At 65.3% G+C, this 19,142-nt stretch carries 26 protein-coding genes; 14 read left to right on the top strand and 12 right to left on the bottom strand.

Features of this window, described 5'->3' with window-relative positions:
* Positions 1–91: 91 nt before the first annotated feature.
* The 8 genes from BLM15_RS09140 to BLM15_RS09110 are packed head-to-tail and all read right to left on the bottom strand — an operon-like array spanning position 92 to position 3,942.
* On the bottom strand, positions 92–358 hold the full coding sequence (locus BLM15_RS09140; RefSeq protein ID WP_126112411.1) for a hypothetical protein: 267 nt from the start codon (positions 356–358) through the stop codon (positions 92–94).
* Positions 351–926 (bottom strand): dATP/dGTP pyrophosphohydrolase domain-containing protein, encoded by a 576-nt coding sequence (locus BLM15_RS09135; protein ID WP_126112409.1) that lies wholly within the window; start codon positions 924–926, stop codon positions 351–353. The genes BLM15_RS09140 and BLM15_RS09135 overlap by 8 nt, the downstream gene beginning before the upstream one ends.
* A gap of 39 nt (positions 927–965) precedes the next feature.
* Complete coding sequence (gene dnaN, locus BLM15_RS09130) at positions 966–2,078, bottom strand: DNA polymerase III subunit beta (protein WP_126112407.1); 1,113 nt, start codon at positions 2,076–2,078, stop codon at positions 966–968.
* Complete coding sequence (locus tag BLM15_RS09125; RefSeq protein ID WP_126112405.1) at positions 2,075–2,389, bottom strand: hypothetical protein; 315 nt, start codon at positions 2,387–2,389, stop codon at positions 2,075–2,077. The genes dnaN and BLM15_RS09125 overlap by 4 nt, the downstream gene beginning before the upstream one ends.
* A 35-nt stretch (positions 2,390–2,424) precedes the next feature.
* On the bottom strand, positions 2,425–3,120 hold the full coding sequence (locus BLM15_RS09120) for a hypothetical protein (RefSeq protein ID WP_126112403.1): 696 nt from the start codon (positions 3,118–3,120) through the stop codon (positions 2,425–2,427).
* The gene (locus tag BLM15_RS31325; RefSeq protein WP_164547454.1) at positions 3,117–3,278 is read right to left on the bottom strand and encodes a hypothetical protein; all 162 of its coding nucleotides are present in this window, start codon (positions 3,276–3,278) and stop codon (positions 3,117–3,119) included. The genes BLM15_RS09120 and BLM15_RS31325 overlap by 4 nt, the downstream gene beginning before the upstream one ends.
* On the bottom strand, positions 3,275–3,538 hold the full coding sequence (locus BLM15_RS09115) for a hypothetical protein (RefSeq protein WP_126112401.1): 264 nt from the start codon (positions 3,536–3,538) through the stop codon (positions 3,275–3,277). Before BLM15_RS09115 ends, BLM15_RS31325 begins: the two co-directional genes overlap by 4 nt.
* Entirely contained in the window at positions 3,538–3,942 is a 405-nt protein-coding gene (locus tag BLM15_RS09110; protein WP_126112399.1) for a hypothetical protein, read from the bottom strand. Before BLM15_RS09110 ends, BLM15_RS09115 begins: the two co-directional genes overlap by 1 nt.
* 187 nt (positions 3,943–4,129) lie before the next feature.
* Here BLM15_RS09110 and BLM15_RS09105 point away from each other — a divergent pair, with 187 nt between their 5' ends.
* Both BLM15_RS09105 and BLM15_RS09100 read left to right on the top strand, forming a co-directional pair.
* Positions 4,130–4,351 carry a hypothetical protein gene (locus tag BLM15_RS09105; RefSeq protein WP_126112397.1) on the top strand — a complete coding sequence of 74 codons (222 nt, stop codon included), beginning with the start codon at positions 4,130–4,132 and terminating at the stop codon, positions 4,349–4,351.
* The gene (locus BLM15_RS09100; protein WP_126112395.1) at positions 4,348–4,713 is read left to right on the top strand and encodes a DUF3572 family protein; all 366 of its coding nucleotides are present in this window, start codon (positions 4,348–4,350) and stop codon (positions 4,711–4,713) included. The genes BLM15_RS09105 and BLM15_RS09100 overlap by 4 nt, the downstream gene beginning before the upstream one ends.
* Here the strand turns inward: BLM15_RS09100 and BLM15_RS09095 are convergent.
* Positions 4,710–5,459: a LexA family transcriptional regulator gene (locus tag BLM15_RS09095; protein WP_236846616.1), complete on the bottom strand. Its 750-nt coding sequence runs from the start codon at positions 5,457–5,459 to the stop codon at positions 4,710–4,712. The two genes, BLM15_RS09100 and BLM15_RS09095, sit on opposite strands and share 4 nt — an antisense overlap.
* Before the next feature lie 52 nt (positions 5,460–5,511).
* On the opposite strand from BLM15_RS09095, the gene BLM15_RS09090 reads away from it, so the two are divergent.
* From BLM15_RS09090 to BLM15_RS09060, 7 genes are all read left to right on the top strand, one after another.
* Positions 5,512–5,757: a hypothetical protein gene (locus BLM15_RS09090; RefSeq protein ID WP_126112393.1), complete on the top strand. Its 246-nt coding sequence runs from the start codon at positions 5,512–5,514 to the stop codon at positions 5,755–5,757.
* A 175-nt stretch (positions 5,758–5,932) separates the two neighbouring features.
* Positions 5,933–6,415, top strand: a complete 483-nt coding sequence (locus tag BLM15_RS09085) for a hypothetical protein (protein WP_126112391.1) — start codon at positions 5,933–5,935, stop codon at positions 6,413–6,415.
* Between the two features lies 1 nt (position 6,416).
* Positions 6,417–6,890 (top strand): hypothetical protein, encoded by a 474-nt coding sequence (locus tag BLM15_RS09080; RefSeq protein ID WP_126112389.1) that lies wholly within the window; start codon positions 6,417–6,419, stop codon positions 6,888–6,890.
* Positions 6,887–7,102 (top strand): hypothetical protein, encoded by a 216-nt coding sequence (locus BLM15_RS09075; protein WP_126112387.1) that lies wholly within the window; start codon positions 6,887–6,889, stop codon positions 7,100–7,102. Before BLM15_RS09080 ends, BLM15_RS09075 begins: the two co-directional genes overlap by 4 nt.
* The gene (locus BLM15_RS09070) at positions 7,099–7,305 is read left to right on the top strand and encodes a hypothetical protein (protein ID WP_126112385.1); all 207 of its coding nucleotides are present in this window, start codon (positions 7,099–7,101) and stop codon (positions 7,303–7,305) included. Before BLM15_RS09075 ends, BLM15_RS09070 begins: the two co-directional genes overlap by 4 nt.
* Position 7,306: 1 nt before the next feature.
* Positions 7,307–7,597, top strand: coding sequence for a hypothetical protein (locus BLM15_RS09065; protein ID WP_126112383.1), 291 nt, complete (start codon positions 7,307–7,309; stop codon positions 7,595–7,597).
* A gap of 229 nt (positions 7,598–7,826) precedes the next feature.
* Complete coding sequence (locus BLM15_RS09060; RefSeq protein WP_126112381.1) at positions 7,827–10,520, top strand: DNA methyltransferase; 2,694 nt, start codon at positions 7,827–7,829, stop codon at positions 10,518–10,520.
* A 10-nt stretch (positions 10,521–10,530) separates the two neighbouring features.
* Here the strand turns inward: BLM15_RS09060 and BLM15_RS09055 are convergent, their stop codons facing one another.
* Positions 10,531–11,088, bottom strand: a complete 558-nt coding sequence (locus BLM15_RS09055; protein WP_126112379.1) for a type II toxin-antitoxin system HicB family antitoxin — start codon at positions 11,086–11,088, stop codon at positions 10,531–10,533.
* Between the two features lie 21 nt (positions 11,089–11,109).
* Entirely contained in the window at positions 11,110–11,292 is a 183-nt protein-coding gene (locus BLM15_RS09050; RefSeq protein ID WP_126112377.1) for a type II toxin-antitoxin system HicA family toxin, read from the bottom strand.
* 149 nt (positions 11,293–11,441) lie between these two features.
* On the opposite strand from BLM15_RS09050, the gene BLM15_RS09045 reads away from it, so the two are divergent.
* Complete coding sequence (locus BLM15_RS09045) at positions 11,442–12,500, top strand: bifunctional DNA primase/polymerase (RefSeq protein ID WP_126112375.1); 1,059 nt, start codon at positions 11,442–11,444, stop codon at positions 12,498–12,500.
* Between the two features lie 23 nt (positions 12,501–12,523).
* On the opposite strand, the gene BLM15_RS09040 is transcribed toward BLM15_RS09045, so the two are convergent.
* Positions 12,524–13,333 carry a hypothetical protein gene (locus BLM15_RS09040; RefSeq protein ID WP_126112373.1) on the bottom strand — a complete coding sequence of 270 codons (810 nt, stop codon included), beginning with the start codon at positions 13,331–13,333 and terminating at the stop codon, positions 12,524–12,526.
* 56 nt (positions 13,334–13,389) lie between these two features.
* Here BLM15_RS09040 and BLM15_RS09035 point away from each other — a divergent pair, with 56 nt between their 5' ends.
* The 4 genes from BLM15_RS09035 to BLM15_RS09020 all read left to right on the top strand — a co-directional run bounded on the left by BLM15_RS09035 (position 13,390) and on the right by BLM15_RS09020 (position 19,139).
* Complete coding sequence (locus BLM15_RS09035) at positions 13,390–15,138, top strand: DNA primase family protein (RefSeq protein WP_126112371.1); 1,749 nt, start codon at positions 13,390–13,392, stop codon at positions 15,136–15,138.
* A 319-nt stretch (positions 15,139–15,457) separates the two neighbouring features.
* Positions 15,458–16,222, top strand: a complete 765-nt coding sequence (locus tag BLM15_RS09030) for a hypothetical protein (protein WP_126112369.1) — start codon at positions 15,458–15,460, stop codon at positions 16,220–16,222.
* A gap of 256 nt (positions 16,223–16,478) precedes the next feature.
* Positions 16,479–17,078 carry a hypothetical protein gene (locus BLM15_RS09025; RefSeq protein ID WP_126112367.1) on the top strand — a complete coding sequence of 200 codons (600 nt, stop codon included), beginning with the start codon at positions 16,479–16,481 and terminating at the stop codon, positions 17,076–17,078.
* An 18-nt stretch (positions 17,079–17,096) separates the two neighbouring features.
* The gene (locus tag BLM15_RS09020) at positions 17,097–19,139 is read left to right on the top strand and encodes a terminase gpA endonuclease subunit (RefSeq protein ID WP_126112365.1); all 2,043 of its coding nucleotides are present in this window, start codon (positions 17,097–17,099) and stop codon (positions 19,137–19,139) included.
* The last annotated feature ends 3 nt before the right edge of the window (positions 19,140–19,142 follow it).

Here is a 19,142-nt window from a genome sequence, read left to right as displayed (position 1 = left end):
AGTCAGGCTGCTTCACGTCGGCGACATGCTGAAGAGGTCGGCGGTCTTCTCGCGCGCGGCCTCGTCGCGTCGCCGGCGGGGCGAGGCGAGGTTAGCCATTACGAATCTCCTGCGATGAAGCTGCGCCATTTGCTTGGGCCTGCTGCTTCCAGGCGCCGTCCGGCGGGCTCGCCGCCTTCAGCTTCTCGATGAAGGCGTCGAGCTTCTTCTGGTGATCATTGAGGCGGTTGAGTGCGGCGGTGCGGTCGCGCCGCGCGCCGCTCTCGGCTGCGTTGGCAACCTGGAAGGCCTCCTCGGCTTCGCGAAGGTTCTGGCCCAAGCGGGCCAACTCCTGGGCGTCGTTGGAAAGATCAGCCATCGAACCCTCCGCAGTTGCCGGAAAGGCGCGGCGCAGCTGGCTTCTCGGCCGAGCGCACATGCTCAATGGCCTTGTCAGGATCGGCGGTGCGCCAGTCGGGCCAGTTGCGCACTTCATTCTTGGTCTGCTTGGCCTCAATCGCTTCGGCGATCGCCTCGGGCTCCCAGCCGGCTCGCCAGGCGCCGTCGAGCGCGAGCAGGATCACGTCGACCCATTCCGAGATGTCGGACGGATCGGACTCGATCTCGGCCAGCTCCTTGCGGATATGATCGAGCACGCCCTTGGTGCGCGGGCCTGGGCCGAAAGTCTTGAGGCTGAAGGCACGCTGCCGGACGAGATGGGCGATAAGGTCGAAGCTCTTGAGTTCGACCGTGCCGCCGAGATCTCGGATGGCACGCTCGAGGTCGATGTCGCCTTGGGCATAGGCTACAAGGACCTCGCCCGCCGCTAGACGATCGTCATTGCTCTCTGGCGTTCCGGCAAGAGAGAGGAGGTAAGCGTCCTTTGCGGCCTCGACTGCCCGAATGAGGAACGGGCCATATTCAACCGATGCATTGACCTTGGACATAAGGCGATCCTTCCGCTGTGAGCGTGAGCGAGCAGCGCGCTAGACGCGCATCGGCATGAGCACGGTGAGCAGCGGGCTGTCCTCGCGCGTCTGGAGAATCGCAGGGGCGCCGGGCTCGGAGAGCCTGATCTGAATTGTGTCGCCGCCGAGGATGCCGAGGATCTCGCTAAGGTATCTGGCGTTGAACCCGATCTCGATCGGGGCGCTCTCATACTCGCAGTCGAGTTCCTCGCGGGCAGAGCCGGAATCTGGGTTTGTGACCGTCAGCTCCATGCGACCGTCGGCGAGGGCAAGCTTGACGCAGCGCCCTCGCTCGCCAGAAATGGTCGCGACGCGATCGGCAGCGCCCGCCAAGTTTGGCGCCTCCACGGTGACCAGCTTGTCGTTGGCGCAGGGGATGACCCGCTGATAGTCGGGATAGACTCCGTCGATCAGCTTCGACGAGAGCGTGAAGGCGCCGAGCGTGACGCGGATCTTCTCACCGCCGAGGCTGATCGATAGGGGCTCCTTCGCTTTATCGACAAGCCGAGCGATCTCCGCGACCGTCTTGCGCGGGAGGATGCTGTTCGGCATCCCCACCGCGCCTTGCGGCAGGGTGACCAGGAAGCGGGCGAGGCGGTGACTGTCAGTCGCGACTGCTGCCATGACGGTCTTGCCGTCCTGCTCCAGCGCGTGGAGAAAGATGCCGTTGAGGTAGTAGCGCGTGGCATCGGTGCAGATAGCGAACTGCGTCGCAGCGAGCATCGCGGCGACAGTCTCGGCCGGCAGCTCGAATTCATGGGTGAAGGTGCCGGGCGTTATCTGCGGGAAGTCGCTGATCGGCAGCCCTGGCATTTGGAAGCGCGAACGGCCGGAGCGGACAGTAACGCTCTCCTTGCTCGCTTCAATTGTGACGCGGCTGTTGTCAGGCAGTTTGCGCACAATATCATTGAGCCGCGCTCCTGGGACGGTGATGCCGCCGGCCGTTTCGACCTCGGCCTCAGCCTCGCCGCGGATCTCGATATCCAGGTCCGTCGCGGTAACGCGCAGTCGAACGCCCTCGGCATCCAGCCGGACATTGGCGAGGATCGGGATGGTGTTGGTGCGCTCGATGATCCGGACCGCTGGCGCCAGCGCCTTTAGCAGCGCGGCGCGCTCGATGACGAGTTTCATTTTGAGCTCCGGAGATGGTCGCCAATACGATCGGCAATGACGGAGAAATCGCCGGGAAGGGCTCGGCCGAGATGGATGACCGCGTCCTTGATCTCGCCTCGCATGGCGCGGGCGCGGGCTTCGTCGATCTCGTTGGCATCGAGGGTGAGCGGCGGCTCGCCTTCGTCATCGTCGTCGATGACGACGATGTCGTAGCCAATTTGGTCCGCGACCAGCGCCAGCGCCTTGATGACCTCTACGCTTGGAGAGTTATGCGTAGCGAGGTGCGACTTGAGCAGGTTGAGGGCATCGCTCGTCGCAAGGGCGAGCACAGCGCCTTCGCTTGCGCTGACATGTTGGTCCATAGTCAGGCCTCCTGAAGGTGACGGGTGGGGCGCGCGCCATCGCGTCGCGGGCCGGATTTTGGATTGGCGCGGGCCGGGCCGAAGCGCTCCGGCAGGTAACGGCGCAGGCGCTCGCGGAACTCGTCGGCGGCCTTCGGCCAGGGCCAGACCTGCAGCGGGTAGGGCAGACGCAGGGGCTGCAGCCGCTCGATCTCCGGCGCCCATGGCCGCGGCGGTTTGCCGAGCAAATGCAGCCGCTCGGTCAGCAGCATCCGCAGATCGTATTCGTGGACGAGGTCGCGGAAGTAGAGGTCGCAGCCATAGTCGGTCAGGCCGGCGGCGCGATAGACGGCCACTTCGACGCGGCGCTTGAGCTCGCGCTTGACCGCCCGGAACTGCTTGGCGAACTCCTCGCCATACATCTGCCGGGCGATCTCGATCTCGGCCATCGCCTTCGGCGTCGCTTCGTCGCCGATGACGTATTCCTCGCCATCGTGCAGCAGGAAGTTGGCGGCGGCATCGTTCTTGCCGGTATCGCGGAAGACGATGTCGGCGCCGACGACGAGATGCTGCGCGATCGAATAGGCGCCGGCGCTGACGTGGCCGGTAAAGCGCGCCTGGCGCGCCAGCGAATTGGCCATCTCGTCGAAATCGACCTCGCGCCAGTCGGGCTCTATCAGATTAAAGGCGCGGCCTTGCTCGGTCTGAATCCAGGTCATGACCGCGCTCCGAAGAGCCGTTCCCACCAGCCACCGGCAGGCTGATGCAGCTTCGCCAGCAGGTTCTCAGCCCGAAAGCGGATGTCCGGCGTGCAGCACTTGCAGGCGAGGATGCTGTTCATAAGGTCGATGAGGCTCTGCCTCTGGCGCTCGGTCATTGCCGGCCTCCATGGCTGATTGCGGCAAGCCCAGTGGCCGCGCGCTCGCAGGCTTCGGCGATGGTCCTGGCCTTGTCGGCGGCGAGGCGGAACTGTTCCTCGACCATGTCGATTGGACCGCCGCGGCGGATCGCACCCGCTAGGCTCGATGTCCGCATCAGGAGGTCGCCGGCGGCGTGGCTGGCGCCGTCCGCCGTGGCGAGGATCTCGGCCGGCAGCGGGTCGTTGTCGGCGATGACTGGCGCGAGGGCGATCAGCATCAGATTGCGCCCGCGCCGACGCCAGCCCAGAGCAAAGCGGCGCTGCAAAAGAGGAGGAGGGCGGCGGCCTCGACAAAGGGTCGGCCGGCTCCGTCGAGCTCTTCGCGCTCCCGCCGTGCCTCCTGAACATTGAAGACGGCGAAGGCAGCGGCGCCGCAGGCCTCGACACTGGCCAGCGGCCAGCCGAGGGCCACGAGATCGGCGAGGCTGACGATGGCCTCCTCGCCGCCATCGCGGACGAGCCTGCCGATATCCTCGACCATGCGCTCGCGGATCGGCCCGGGCATGAGCATCTGCGGCCGATCGAACGGCCAGAGATAGCCGTCATGCTGGGCGATGCGGGATTCTAGATAGGCGCGCCCGGTGAGGGCGGAGCGTTCTGGTTGCCTGGCGAGCTGCAGCAAGGCGGCCTCCATCGGTTGATGGCGGCAGAATGTACCTAATCAAGGTACGTGTCAATACGTGAACCCGATCCGGGTCCAATGATGCGGAGGGCTTGATGTCAGGATCGAATCATCTGCGGCATCTGTGTTCTTGATATGTTCTATTAACCGAGTCAGATTGTCGCGGTCCCGACAAGGAGCCGAGACGATGATCGCCGCCCGCTTCAAGCTGCATCTGCAGTGCGAGAATTGCCGCCGCAACACCTCGCACATGCTCGATGTGCCGGAGGCCGACGATGCGCCGCGCGACATCGAAGAGCTGCTGGAGAGCGCATTCCTGCAAGCGCAGTCGTTCTTCTGTGCGGCCTGCGAGAGCGCCATCGGGACGATCGTTGGCGTCAACCGCGTGGAGTTAGAAGAGGCCACATGATGCAGGGACAGGTCATCTCGTTCGCCGAGGAGCAGAAGCGCGATCGCGCCGAGCGCCTCGCCATCACCACACTGGGCTGGCTCGGCCGCGAGCCCAGCCGGATCGGCTGGTTCCTCGAGGAGAGCGGGATCAAGCCGGACTTCATCCGGGCGGCGGCGAGCACACCCGGCTTCCTCTGGGGCGTGCTGCGCTTCATGTCTCGAAACGATGCGTTGATCGCCACGGCCTGCGCGGATCTCGCCATGGACCCTGCCTGCTTTGCCGAGGCTCTGCAGGTGCTGGACGCACGCTCGGCCGAGCCTGTCGTGGCGCAGAAGGGCAAAGGCAGGGCAGGGCTGCCGCCGCGCGTGCTGTTCCGCTAGAACGGCACCAGGTTCGTGATCCGGCGTACCAGCGCCAGTATCCGAACATTGCGGCCATCATCCGCGTCCGGATCGCGCGCCACGATGATGGGCTTGTGGGTCGGGTTCGTCGATCGAGGGTGATACTCGATCCTGTCATCATACAGTTCGATCTGCTTGACGCTCCATTCACGCAGATGGCCGCCATCGGCCGTCTGCTCAACCACCACCACCATGCCATCGCGCAGCGGGACCCGTCCGCCCAGGTCGTCGAAGTCGACGCAGATGATGCGGTCGCCGGCGAGGATGGGCCGAGGCAGGAGCCGGTTCATGCTGTCGCCGGACAGGTCGAAGGCCACCTGCCTCGCCCAGGGGAATTGCGGGTCACGCGGTTCGAACATGGTCTCCGGCTCCATGTCCGTATAGTCAGGCGCCGCCCGGAAGGCGCCGGCCTCGACCTTCCCGGCAATCACCACTGAAACCAGTTGCTCGGTCGACGGCGTGACCTCCTGCGGAGCGGCGCCGCTCAGGCCGGGCGCGGTCATGTTGAGGATTTCGGCGGCGGCTATCATCTCCTGGCCGGTGATCACCCGGTCGCCGTGAACCATTTTGTTCACGGCGGTGCGCATGTAGTTCCGGCCGAGCTTTTCCGAGAGCTGGCGAGCGAACTCCGCCTGGCTCATGTTTCGCAATTTTAGGCCTTCGCCCAGCCAGTCCTTCACCATGCCGGGAAGATAGATTTCGGGCGTTCCGATGTCGCGCCCCATGCTGGGAACGTGCCCCCTTGCATTCGTACCTAGATCGGGTACATTGATGTGCATGGAACCTGCCTCCACCATCATTTCCCGCTTCGGCGGCCCGACGAGGGTCGCATCGATTCTCGGGATCGGCCGCGTTCGGGTCAGCAACTGGAAGCGGCCGCGTGACAAGGGCGGCACTGGCGGCCGCGTTCCGCAGGACCATCATCCCAAGCTTCTGGCGGAAGCCTCCCGGCTGGGCATTGCGCTCGCCGCCGAGGACTTCCTGCCACCTTCGTCTCTTTCTCTGGCGGAGCCTGCGTCATGACGCAGCCCGCCCGCCTTCGCCATTTCGACGAGTGCCCGGCGCAATTCGCCGCGCGCCGTGTCGATCCTCGTTTGTCTTGCCTGCTCAACCATGGGGTTCCGCCTCCGTGATCTGACGGACCGACCTTCGACCCTTACCGCCGTTTTCCCAACGAAAAAGCACAGGAGCTTTTTTCGTGAGCGATACCTCTTTGCCCGAAGGGCTGATGACCCTGCTCAAAACTGGGGCCCGTGCTCTGGTGAATGCCTGCGCCGCCCCGGGCCAGACCGGCCCGCAGCGCGTCGAGTCGATGGCGACCTACAGCCAGGGCGAAATCTCGAAGTGGTGCAGCGAGAACTACCCCTCACTGATGCCGCTGCACGTCATCGGCATCCTCGAGGCCGCAACGGGCAAGCCGATCATGACCCGGCTGCTGGCAAGCCTGACGGGCCACCAGCTGGTGCCGATCGCCGACGGTGATCGCGGGCCGCTCGACCTGATGACCGAGATCGTGCGCTCGACCGGCAGCCATGCCCGCTTCACGGCGCAGGCTGCCGAGGCGCTCGAAGACCAGAAAGTGACGCCGGGCGAAGCCAAGGCGCTGCTGGCCGCCCTGCTCAAGCACCAGGAAGAGATGGGGCGCCTAGCCAACCGTCTCGCCGCTCTGGCGGGAGCCTGACATGCCGAAGCGGGGGGTACTCAAGCCCGGCTCGATCGCGGCGCAGGTGCTGTCGATGGTAGCCGAAGGGCAGGGCGCAGCCGTTTCGCGCAACGATATTGGCAAGCGGCTGCAGGCGCAGGATCGCCGCTGGCTCGGGCGCACGCTCGGAACGCTGCAGCTCTCCAGTTTGATCGTCGAGGTCGCCGGCGGATTTCGCCTCGCAGATGCCGCGGCTCCGGAACCGCCATTCACCGAGCGTCTGGCGCCGCCGCTGCCGGAGCACAGCCGCAGCATCCTCGCCGCGATCGTCCGCCGGGCACATCGCTTGCGAGCCGGCGGGATCGTGGTCGGAGCGGCCGAATTGGTGCGGTCTGCTGCCAGAAAGGTTGCACCGCATCCGGCTGCGCAGGATCTCTCTGCGCTTGCCGATCTCTTCGAGCATGCGCCGGCGCTCTATCCGGTGCTCGATCTGCCGCAGAGGACGGCGGCATGACCAAGGCGCAGGAAGCTGCGCTGGCCTGGCTGCGCGAGCGCAATGGCGATGGCTGCTTCGACCGCAACGGCGTGCTGCTGGCGGCCGGCGAAAGTGCGCCAGTGACGCGCACGACCTGGAACCACCTGCGCGATCTCGGCCTGGTCGAATTCTACAAGCCGACCGGCAAGGGCAGGGGCCGCTGCCGCCTGACGCAAAGGTCGGCGGCATGAGCCGGGGCTTCGTCCTCGAAAAGGTTGGGCGCTTCCGCCGTTCGGCCGGCCGCGGCATGGCCCGCGCCGGCTTTTCCGCCGTGGTGATCGCCGTGGTGCTCGGGCTCAAGCGTGAGACGGCGCAGGCGCTTGTCGACAGCCGAGATGCGCCCGGCGCGCTCTGGAGCACGGCCGAGATGGCGCTGTTCAGGAAGGGGCGGTGAAATGAATCTCTCGGCGATCATTGCTGAACTCGAAGGTGCGGCGCAGCAGGAAGCGGCCGGCATCCATATTCTCGAGACGACGCGCTTCGAGCCCGAGCTCGATGCGATCGCGGGGGCCGCTCTAACGGCCGCCAAGCGACGCGCCGAAGCACTGAGCTCGGCGCAATCCATTCTGCGGCTGTTGGACGCAAGCCCGATCGCCCAGTTCCTAGTGTTCTTTCCGCAGCATCTGCGCCTGGCCCTCGCTCGCCGGCGCTCCCGCCGCGTTGTTCGCAAGGCGCTGGCAGTATGAGCCGGCGGCGCTGCGAAAACTGCTCGCACTGGTCGAGCACCGATCAGGTTTGGGGCGAATGCATCCTCCATTCCGCTCCCGACCGCGGTCAGGAGCGGAAGGCCCATGCGCAGTATGTCGCCGCCCCGGGCGATATCGAAGATGCCGAGTTCTGGTCGCGCTGGGACTTCGCCTGCCTCCTCTGGGACAGCGTCTCCGCGGCGATTAAGCGGACCGGGAGGGCGACGCCATGAGCGCGGCCTATCTCGACTTCCTGCGCGCCAAGACCCGCATCGCCGAACGCAGCGGGATCGAGGTTGTCGACAGCGAGATCAATCCGCTGCTGAAGCCGCATCAGCGCGCCATGGTGCGCTGGGCTTTGGCCGGCGGCAGGCGCGGGCTGTTCGCGGCCTTCGGGCTCGGCAAGACCTTCATGCAGATCGAGTTCTGCCGGATCGTCATCGAGAAGAATGGCGGGCGCGGCCTGATCACCGCGCCGCTCGGCGTGCGGCAGGAATTCCGGCGCGATGCCTATGTGCTGGCGACCGGCGATCACCCGGATATCACCGAGGCGCAGCGCGAGGAATTGCGCGTCTGGCAGGCGGGGCGGTTGAGCCGTGTGCCCAGCCTGAGCTTCATCCGTTCTATCGAGGAGGCGGCGGAGCCCGGGCTCTATGTCACCAATTACGAGACGGTGCGCGACGGCAAGCTCGACCCGCGCGACTTCTCGGTGACCAGCCTCGACGAAGCGTCCTGCCTGCGCGGCTTCGGCGGCAGCAAGACCTTTCGCGAGTTCATGCGCCTCTTCGCCGGCGTCGCCTTCAAGCTGGTCGCGACCGCGACGCCCTCGCCGAACGACTATATCGAGCTCTTGGCCTATTCCGCCTTCCTCGAAATCATGGATGTAGGCGAGGCGAAGACCCGCTTCTTCAAGCGCAACAGCGAGAAGGCGGACAGCCTGACCATCCACCCGCACAAGGAGCGGGAGTTCTGGCTCTGGGTCTCGTCCTGGGCGCTGTTCGTGCAGCGGCCGAGCGATCTCGGCTTCGACGATACCGGCTACGATCTGCCGCCCTTGCGCGTGCACCATCACACCGTCGCATCCGACGTGGTGACGCGAGCAGAAGAGCGGGATGGGCAGGGCATCTTGCTGCGCAATGCGGCGCTCGGCGTGGTCGAGGCCTCGCGCGAGAAGCGCGATAGCCTGGCCGCCCGCATCACCAAGATGCAGGAGATCCTCTCGGCCGAGCCGGAGGCGCATTTCCTGCTCTGGCACGACCTCGAGGCCGAGCGCCACGCGATCGAAGTGGCGGTACCAGGCGTGCGCTCGGTCTACGGCTCACAGGAACTCGACGAACGCGAGGAGACAATCGTCGCCTTCAGCGATGGAGCCTTCCAGCACCTGGCGGCAAAGCCGGTGATCGCCGGATCAGGCTGCAACTTCCAGCGCCACTGCCACAGGGCGATCTTCCTCGGCATCGGCTTCAAGTTCAACGACTTCATCCAGGCGGTGCATCGCATCCAGCGGTTCCTACAGCCGCACCCGGTCGACATCCACATCATCGCGTCCGAGGGCGAGCAGACGATCCTGCGAACGCTGCTGCGGAAGTGGGAGCAGCACGAGCACATGGTGGCGCAAATGGGCGAGATCATCCGCGAATACGGGCTGAACGAGCAGGCTATGGCCTCGGCTCTCGCCCGCTCGATCGGCGTCGAGCGGGTCGAGATCAAGGGCGCCAACCATCGCATCGTCAACAACGACACGGTGCTCGAGACCGCGGCTCTGCCGGAAGGCAGCGTCGACCTGATCGTGACCTCGATCCCGTTCTCGACGCAGTACGAATACACGCCGAGCTATAACGATTTCGGCCACACCGACAGCGACCCGCATTTCTGGGCGCAGATGGACTTCCTGACGCCGTCGCTGCTGAAGGCGCTGGCGCCCGGCCGCGTGGCCGCGATCCACGTCAAGGACCGGATCGTCCCCGGCGGCATCAACGGGCTGGGCTTCCAGACCGTCTCGACCTTCCACTGCGACACGATCCAGCACTTCCGGAAGCACGGCTTCGCCTTCCTCGGCATGAAGACGATCACCACCGACGTGGTGCGCGAGAACAACCAGACCTATCGGCTGGGCTGGTCTGAGCAGTGCAAGGACGGCTCGAAGATGGGCTGCGGCACGCCCGAATACCTGCTGCTGTTCAGGAAGCCGCCCTCCGACCTGTCGAACTCCTATGCTGACCGGCGGGTGACCAAGGCGAAGAAGTGGTTCGGCCCTGCTGAGGCCGAGCCCGGCGACGATCTGCCCGGCGAAGGTGACCCGGCCGAGCTCTCGGCCGCGGCCTGGATCAATCCCGATGGCTACAGCCGCGCCCGCTGGCAGATCGACGCGCATGGCTATCTGCGCTCGTCCGGCGACCGGGCGCTGAAGCCTGAGGATCTCGTCGGCCTGCCGGCCTCGGACATCTACAAGCTGTGGAAGCGCTTCAACCTCGGGGCGGTCTACGACTTCGAGTATCACGTCGCGATCGCCGAAGCCCTTGAGACGCGCGGGCGCCTGCCGCCGACCTTCATGCTGCTGCCGCCACACTCGCCGAACGAGGCCGTCTGGAGCGACGTGACGCGGATGCGGACGCTCAACGGCGCGCAGCACGCCAAGGGCAAGGAGATGCATCTCTGCCCGCTGCAGTTCGACATCGTCGACCGCGTCATCGCGCAGATGTCGATGCCGGGCGAGACCGTGTTCGATCCATTCGGCGGGCTGATGACCGTGCCCTATCGGGCGATCCTGCTCGGCCGCAAGGGCATCGGCGTCGAACTCAACCCCGGCTATTTCCTCGACGGCGCGATGCACTGCGCCGCCGCCGAAGACAAGATCGCGATCCCGAGCCTGTTCGACCTGCTCGATGCCGAGCGGCCGGTCGCGCTCGAAGCGGCGGAGTAAGGCAATGCTGTCAAGCTTTCCTGCGTTCCGCCAGGCGACCAACATTCGGAGGAAGCCGCTTCGGAACTTTCTGTTCTGGCATCAGCGACAAAGCCTCCTCGATCTTCTGCATCGCAGCATCGAGATCGGTGTCGAGCGTCTTCGCTTGCGCCGAAGACCGATTGATCCAGGTCTCGGCAGCCCGCTCAAAAACGCTCGAGCGGCTCACGCCCTCGGCACGCGCCGCCTGGTCGACCCGGCGCAAAGTGCCCGGGTCCACCATGATGTTGATCCGCTCTTTTGGCGCGGGCACGTCGATCAGGTCGACAAACACCGGCATGGCGCCGCCGGCGATATCCTCGGCGAAGACAGTATCGAGCAGCGCGGAATCGAAGACCGAGGGCTGGGGGATAGCTTCGCGATCGGATCGCATGGCAGCAACATGGCCGGCGAGCGCCTCGCGGGCGTTCGCGAAGGCCTCCTCGAAAGTCGCGCCGGCCGAAACGCAGCCGGGAAAATCAGGGAAGGTAACGCCCCAATAAGAGGTCGCCTCGGGGCGGTGGACCAGGGCGATATAGCTCTTGCTCATCTCTCTCGCTCCGTTCCGGCCTCAGAGGAGGCCGGCTGCTCGTCTGACGGATTTGACCGTCTTGGGGTGCATGTCCTTGACCGGATGCGGCACCGTCACCTTGCCCGGCTTCACCGGGTGCTTGAAGTGATGGTGGCTGCCGGTGATCGAGTGAAGCTGCCAGCCGTCGCGCTCCAGTTCCTTGATCAACTCTCGCGACTGCATCTTAGCGGCTCCGTTATCGTGTGTAAACATTACACACCTTTACGGCTTGGGTCAAGCAAAAGGTGTGTAACTGTTACACATCTTTTACGCCTCGCGTTTCGACGTGCCGTCACGATTGACCACTCGCCCGGCATGTCACGGTGCCGTTCATGACGATGCTCCCCCACGCTCTCGACCATGCCGCGCGCGGCTTCCCGGTCTTCCCCTGCAAGGCGACCGCCGACAAGAAGGCGGGCTCGAAGGCGCCGCATCTGCCGGGTGAAAGCGCGCCCGGCAGGCATGATGGCGGGCACTGGCTCGCCTCGCGCGAGCCGGCGCAGATCCGCGACTGGTGGCGGCGCTGGCCGGATGCGCTGATCGGTTTTCCGACCGGGCTGCGCTCCTCGTGCGTGGTCGTCGATCTCGATCCGAAGGAGCATTCGGCGCAGGCGATGCTGACGGCGCTGCATGACTGGTGCGGCGGGCTCGCCCATGTCGATGGCGAGACCGGCGAGGTGATCGAGCCGCCGATCTCGCGGACGCAGAGCGGCGGGCTGCATCTCTGGTTCACCTGGCCGGATGAAGCGACACTGGCGGAGATCTCTGCACGGCTCACCCGGATGGGGCAGGGCTTCGAGGGCGTTATTGGCAATCGTGCCGGCCTCTTCCGCGCCTTCCTGAGAGCCGGCGAATGCCCGGCCGAGCTGGCGCATATCGATGTGCGCGGCGAGGGCGGCTATGTGATCGCGCCGCCCTCAATCATGTCCGACGGCAAGGCCTATGAGTGGGTGATTCCTCGCGGCGAGGTGCTGCCACCGCTGCCGCGGCGCCTGCGCGGGGTGATCACCGGCGAGTTCATTCCCGATGCCGAGGTCGCGGCGCGGCGCGCCGCATCCCCCTCGGCCCGGCGATATGCGGCGCGCGACATCAGCGATGAGCGGGTCCGGCTCTATGTCGAGCGCTCGGTACGCGGCGCGCTGGCGACGGCGCAGCGCGCCGGCGATGGCAACCGCAATGCGGCCGTGTTCTGGGCTGCCTGCCGTCTCGGCGAGTTCGTGCGCGGCGGCCAACTCTCATCGGCCGAGGCGGAAAGCCTGCTGAAGACGCATCTGCCCGCCGGCGTCTCGCCGGCCGAGCCGAAGATTCTCGGCACGATCAAGAGCGGACTGACCAACCAGAAGACGCCGGCTTTCGATCCGGCGAGCCTGCAGGCGCGGAGGGCGGCGTGAGCGGCGCGGTCCAGCTTTTGGTGTCAACGAGATGGCGTCTGACCGATGGCCGCAGCTTCGAAACGCCTGATCTGCTTCCAGGTGATCTCGATCTGCTGGAAGGCTGCGGTCACCGCGGGATTAAGCGAATTCGTTGTCGCTATCACCTGCGTTCGAAGTGCAGTCATAGTATGTGGCAATCGCCTAATGGCTGGCTCCGCGCGTGTCACATCAGAATGCATCTCTACTTTCAGATTTGTACATTGACCAATCAGAAAGAAGATTGCCGTCAGCTGCTTGGCGATGGTGCTGGTTGTGTCGTAGACAGGGCCGTGAGCCGATTTTGCCTGAATTTTAGAAAGCAAGTCCATTGCTTCTATTACGACGGCTTCAGTTGCTTCGGCCATTTCGCATTGGCGATTGGCTTCCAGTATGTTGTCGGCTGGTCGGGCGAACAAGAGCTTTCCTCGCACAGTTTGCAGCAGCGCAACGATTTTTTGGAGGCGATCCAGGGTTTCTTCGGCGTCTTTGGCGACTTCGCGAAGTGCGGTCGCTGCCGAAACAGCTGCTTCACGCCGCGCGGTTTCGAGCTGCTGATCTGCAGCAAGCAACTGCCGAGCCAGCCAATAAAGAGTAGCGCCAGCTACGCCAGCCGTCAGTACGTTACCCAGAAGACTTTGATATCGGTTGAGCCAGAACTCAAAGCATCCGAATTCAATCTTGTCCGCTGCCATGCTCCTGATCTTCGCGCCTTCGCAAAGCGGCGCTGTAATGTCGCTCGCGATCGCAATCGCGACGCCGCCGCCTATGACCATCGCAAAGAGCGCGATGGCGAGGCCATCATCCTTCTTCATGCTTTCCCCCTGTCGCGCCTTCTAGCGACGGTCGCTACTATGACGAGGGCTCACGCTTGAGCAATTCGTACGAATCCGACCTCTCGGCCGAGAGCCTGCGCGCGATCATGCGCCGGCCGGTTGCTGATCCGCTGCCCGACCCCGCAACCCCGATGGAGGCGGAGGAGGATGGCGACGGGCCGTCCGACATGCCTGTCGATGCCGATATCCCGGCTGTCGAGGCCTGCGCCGGCTTCGACCATTCCGACACCGACAATGGCAAGCGCTTGCTGCGGCATCGCGGCCAGGACCTGGCGCGCATGCAGGAGACCGGCTCCGACAAGGCGACCTGGGCGGTTTGGAACGCACATTTCTGGGATGTTGCCGACGGCGCCTTCCAGGCGCTGGCGATCGCGCAGACGATTGGCGGGCTGATCGGGCTCGAAGCCGATTTCCTCGGCCACACGCCGCCGGAGAACGCCGCGATTCGCAAGGCGGCGCGCGAACCGGGCAACGACAAGGCGCAGGAGGCCGCCTCCGCCGCCGTGGCGGCTCTGGAGAAGCGCCAGGCGAAGCGGCGCGCCTTCGGCGTCTCCTCGAAGAATTCCGCCCGGCTCAACGCCATGCTGGCCTGCGCCGCGCCGCATTGCGCGGTGAAGCCCGAGGAGTGGAACGCCGAGCATCGGCTCGTCTATGTCGCGAACGGCACCTTGCGGTTCAGGCGGGAGCAAGCGCCCGCCGATCCCGATGGCTGGCAAAGCGACGAGCCGCGTCCTATCGGCCGCTACGACTTCACGCCGGAGGGGTGGCGTCGCGAAGACCGCGTCACCCGGCTGATGCCGGTCGCCTTTGACCCGAAGGCCGAATGCCCGAAATTCCGCGCTTTTGTGGCGCGCTTCCTGCCGGCCGAGCTGGTGCCCGGCGTGGCGCGGGCGGTACAGATCTATTGCGGGCTCGGCCTGACCGGCATACCGGTGCAGCTGCTGTTCTTCCATTACGGGCTGGGCGCCAACGGCAAGTCCGTATTCCTCGAGGTGCTGGCCCGCGTCTTCGGCGCGCTCGGCGAGGGGCTCCCGGCTGAATCGATCACCGGACAGGCGCAGGGAGCCGCCGGCGGAGCTTCGCCGGATCTGGCGCGGCTGCCCGGCGTGCGCTTCCTGCGCATCACCGAATTGCCGCAGGGCGAGCCCTTGCGCGAGGCCCTGGTCAAGCGCCTGACAGGCGGCGAGAAGATGGACGTGCGCACCCTGTTCAAGGGCTATTTCGCCTTCCAGCCGCAGTTCAAGGCTCACATGTCGGGCAATGGTTATCCGAGCATCACCGGCTCGGACGCCGGCATCTGGCGGCGCATGGCCGTGGTGCCCTGGAAGGTCACCATCCCTCCAGACGAGCAACGCGACTTCGAGGAGGTGGTGACCGAGCTCGTCGCCGAGGGTCCGGGCATACTCAACTGGCTGATCGAGGGCATGCTCGCCTTCGACGGCGAGGGGCTGAAGCTGCCCGCCGCCATGGTCGAGGCGGCGAAGGACTATCGTGACGAGATGGACCCGATCTCGGTGTTCATCGAGAGCTGCGTGCGAAAGCGCGAGCCCGACACGGTCGAGCCCGTCAGGGCGCGGCACGCCTACGAGTGCTTCACCATCTGGTCGGAAGAGAACAGCCGCAAGCCAAAGAGCGAGACGCAGTTCGGCCGCGTGATGGGCCAGCACTTCAAGCGCAGCAAGACCGACGCCGGCAACGTCTATCTCGACATCGAGCTGCACAACATTCCGCCGCGATCGAGCCGGCCCCGCAACCCCGGGGACGGCGGGTTCGACCCGTCATGACCCTCCATCTGCCTGAATTCATGGAGGGTTCTGGAGGGTCGATGCATGGTTTTTGCCGACCCTCCATCCCGATTTCCGCTTTTGCCTCAATGACATGGTGTGCGCGCTGGAGGGTCTGGAGGGTTATTCCCGCCCGTATGCATGAAAAACGGGGTTCGGGGTTTGGCGGTTTTTCTCATGCGTCTATCCCTTCAAAACCCTCCAGACTATGCAGTGTGTTGTGTATCTTATTGATATTGTTCAGTTATTCTCACTGCATGGTTGTTTCAAACCATACAGGAACCATGCAGTACCCTGCAGCCAGCGGAAGGGGCCGGTGATGACGGCGAAAGAGACGATCGAGATCGAGGCGCTGCTCTACCGGGCCTATGCGCAATACCGGGTGCACAAGGTGAGCCCGGCTGCCGTGATCGGCATCGCGCCGCTGTTGGCATCGCCATCGGGATTTGCCGCGACCATGGCGATCCTGCAGCTCGGCACGCGGGTCGACACCAGTGGGGCTGGCGCGAAAGCAGCCGGCATGCAGCGGATGATGGCCGCGACGCCGGATGACCTGCTGGTCGTGCATGACCATGTGCTGGCGCTGTCGGACTGGCTGATCGAAGGTGCGGAGAGCGCCGAGCCGACCGTCTGGCGGCGCGACGAAATCCGGGAGAACGGCTGGGCGGTCGAGACGCGGCCGGATGGGCTCTGGCTGGTGCGACCGTCTGGTCCGGGTGGGGCAGGGCGCGGCCATCTCTCTCGCCTGGCCGATCCGCATCTCTGCGCCATGGTGATCCAGCATGCTAGCAATGGCACGCGGCCGGAGTGCAGAGCTGTTCGCGATCTCCAGCGTCGCCCTGCTGCCGAGGCGCGGGAGCTGCGCGAGGAGCGTGCGCATTATGCGGTGTGGCACGCAGCCCTGGCCGTGCTCGCTGCTGAATTGAACGATCAACTCACCAAGCATCACGTCCTGCCGCCATCGGCGCCTGCCCAGCCTTGGACACGCCGAGCGCTGCGCGATGTACCTGCCGGAACACCTCTTCCGGGAGGGGCAGCAAATGACGCGCAAGCCATTGATCTACATACTGAAAAGGCGCTTTGACAGGGCCGACCCTATTGACGTAGTATGAGCCATCCTAAATCAGGTTCGAAGAACGCCCCGTCGCCACCCGCGCCGGGGCGTTACCGTTTCCGGAGCCCGGGAGGCGACCATGTGACCCCGATGTTTCACGGATTGGGTGTTTCACACCCCCGGTCGCGGGTCCTTCCCAGGCCACCCCACCCCGCGACGTTTAGGCGGCGCGGAGTTTTTCCAGTGAAGCCCCTTTTTCCTGCGGGTTGACAGGGTTGCCAGAGCGATGACGGCGGTTGCCAGCGAGGTGATGTGGACGGTTTCCCGCATCGCCGAACGCGACGGTGTCACGCGACAGGCGATCTCGAAGCACGTCGCCCGCATGGTCGAGCATCACAGCCTCGACGTATCCCGCGACAGCCGGGGCAGGGTCTCGGCCGTCAACATCGTCCACTTCGACGACCTGCGCCGTCGCTTCGGCGACAGCGGCAAGGTTCGCGCCGCGGATGCCGAGCGCTCTGCTCTGCCATCGGAGTCAGAGCCGAAGCCCGGGTCGGACGACACGCTCGACGGCACCCGCCGGATCAAGATCCTCTATGAGATCGAGGGCCTGCGCCTGCGTCAGGCCGAGGAAGCCGGGGCGCTGCTTCGCAAGGATATGATCGAGGACGGCCTCGATCGTCTGGCCGAAGAGATCGGCCGCATCGTCGACCTGCCGCAGCATGCGGACGTGATCGCAGCAGCCGCCGGCAAGAGCCTGCATGAGCTCCGCATCGTTCTGAAGCGTCTCACCATCGAGATGCGCACCGCCATTTCCGCCCAGGCCGCCGCACTCGCAGCGGCTGCGCCGCAACGAGACGCCGCTCTCCCGGAAGGATCTTCCTGACCGGCCTGCCGGACCGCCATGCAACAGGATCAGCCGCGGCTCTCGGTCAACCATCCCGGCGCCTTGCGGCTGATGGCCTCGCGCCTCGCAGAACGCCTGCGGCCGCCGCCGCCGATGAAGGTGTCGGACTGGGTCGGGCGCAATGTGGTGCTGATCGACGGCCCGTCAGCCGGCCAGGTCTGGAACGCGCGCGGCGCACCCTACATGGTCGAGATCCTCGACTGCCTGTCCGAGGACGATCCCTGCAACCTGGTGACCGTCCGCAAGAGCCAGCAGTCGGGCGCTTCGATCGCTTCGCTCGCCTGGGTGCTCTACTGCGCCGAGCGCGAGCCGGCCAACATGATCTTCGCCTCGCCCGCGCTCGACGCGCTGCGCCGCATGAATTCCGGCAAGCTGCAGCCCATGATCGACGCCTGGCAGCGTCGCATCGACCGCAAGGAGATCGTCGACCAGGTCTCGCGCTCCGGCGCTAGCTCGACGACCTTCGAGAAGGTCTTCGCCAAGGGCGGGCGGCTCTATCTCGCCAACGCCAATTCGGTGACTGACCTGTCGTCCGTCACCACCAAGAAGGGCATTAAGGACGAGCTGTCGAAATGGGAGATGATCCCGGGCGGCGGCGACCCTGAAAACCTGTTCTTCGGCCGTTTTACCGCCTTCCGTGCTACTGGCGACTGGAAAATCCTCGAAATCTCGACGCCAGAGGCCGATCTCGGCGATGAAACCGGCGAAATGCCGGGACAATGCCGGATCGATCGCAGTTTCAAGGCTTCAGACCAGCGCCACTGGTTCATGGCTTGCCCCGACTGCGGCGTCTTCTTCCGCCATGAATTCTCGCGCCTTCGGATCGACGAGGAGCAGCCGGAGCGTTCGCGCTATGAATGCGAGGCCTGCGGTTATCGGATCAGCGACGCCGAGCGCCGCATCCAGTTGCAGCCGGAGGCCGGCGCCCATTGGCGGGCTCTGAACCCCGGGCCGGGGCGCCACCCGGGCTTCCAGATCGACGCCTTCATCTCGATGATGATGGGCTACGAGGCGGTTGCGCAGGATTGGCTGGCCGCTCGCCGCAAGCCGGGCGGCCTCGACGACTTCAGCAAGCTGGTGCTCGGCCTGCCCTACAAGGTCCGCGCCGACGTTCCCGACTACAAGCGTTTGCTCGACAGGCGCGAAGCCCATCTGAAACGCGGCCACATCCCGGCCGATGCGCTGCTGCTGACGGCTTCGGCCGACGTGCAGATGCGCGGCATCTGGCTTGAGATCGTCGCCTGGACGAAGAACCGCCGATCCTATCTGGTCGATGCGCTCTATCTCGGCGGCGACACGGAATCGGCATCGAGCCCGGTCTTCGAGCAGCTCCGCAAGGAGACGATCGACCGGAGCTTTCCCGATGCCTTCGGCGGCGAGCGTCGCATCGACGCGCTCGCTGTCGATTCCGGCTATCGCGCCAACGTGGTCTATTCCTGGGTCCGGCTGAACCAGCAGGTTCATCCGGATACCGGCCGCGACCTGGTGCTGGCGATCAAGGGTGACAAGGGCTGGGGCAAGCCGGCGATCGGCACGCCTTCGCTGCAGGATATCGACCTCGGCGGAAAGAAATTGGCGCAGGGCGCCAAGGTCTGGCCGATCGGCACATGGCCACTGAAGACGAGCCTCTATCTCGACCTCGGCAAGCAGCGCCTGGGCGAGACGGTGGCAGAAGTGCCGGACGGCTATTGCCACTTCGGCGGTTGGGTCGACGAGCAGTATTTCCAGCAGCTCTGCGCGGCGCATCTCGAGGACATTAAGGTCCGCGGACTGCCGGCCGGCAAGCGCTGGGTCGATCTGCGCGAAAACCACTTCCTCGACGATCGCGTCTACAACATCGCCATGGCCGAATATCTCGGCCTCTCGATCATGACCGAAGCGGAATGGGCGGCACTCGCCCGACAGCGCGGCGTGCCGGAGGCGGTGACCGAGCAGACGCTGTTCACGCCGCGGCCGGAAGTGCCGGCTCCATCCGAAATCGAGGCGCCTCCGCCCGCTCCCGCCGACGACTGGCTGGGCGGTCGCGGCGCGAACTGGTGAGCC

It is taken from the genome of Bosea sp. Tri-49, from assembly GCF_003952665.1.
Lineage (GTDB): Bacteria > Pseudomonadota > Alphaproteobacteria > Rhizobiales > Beijerinckiaceae > Allobosea.
Note: the sequence above shows the minus strand (reverse complement) of the source record. Positions and strands in the feature narration are given on the sequence as shown.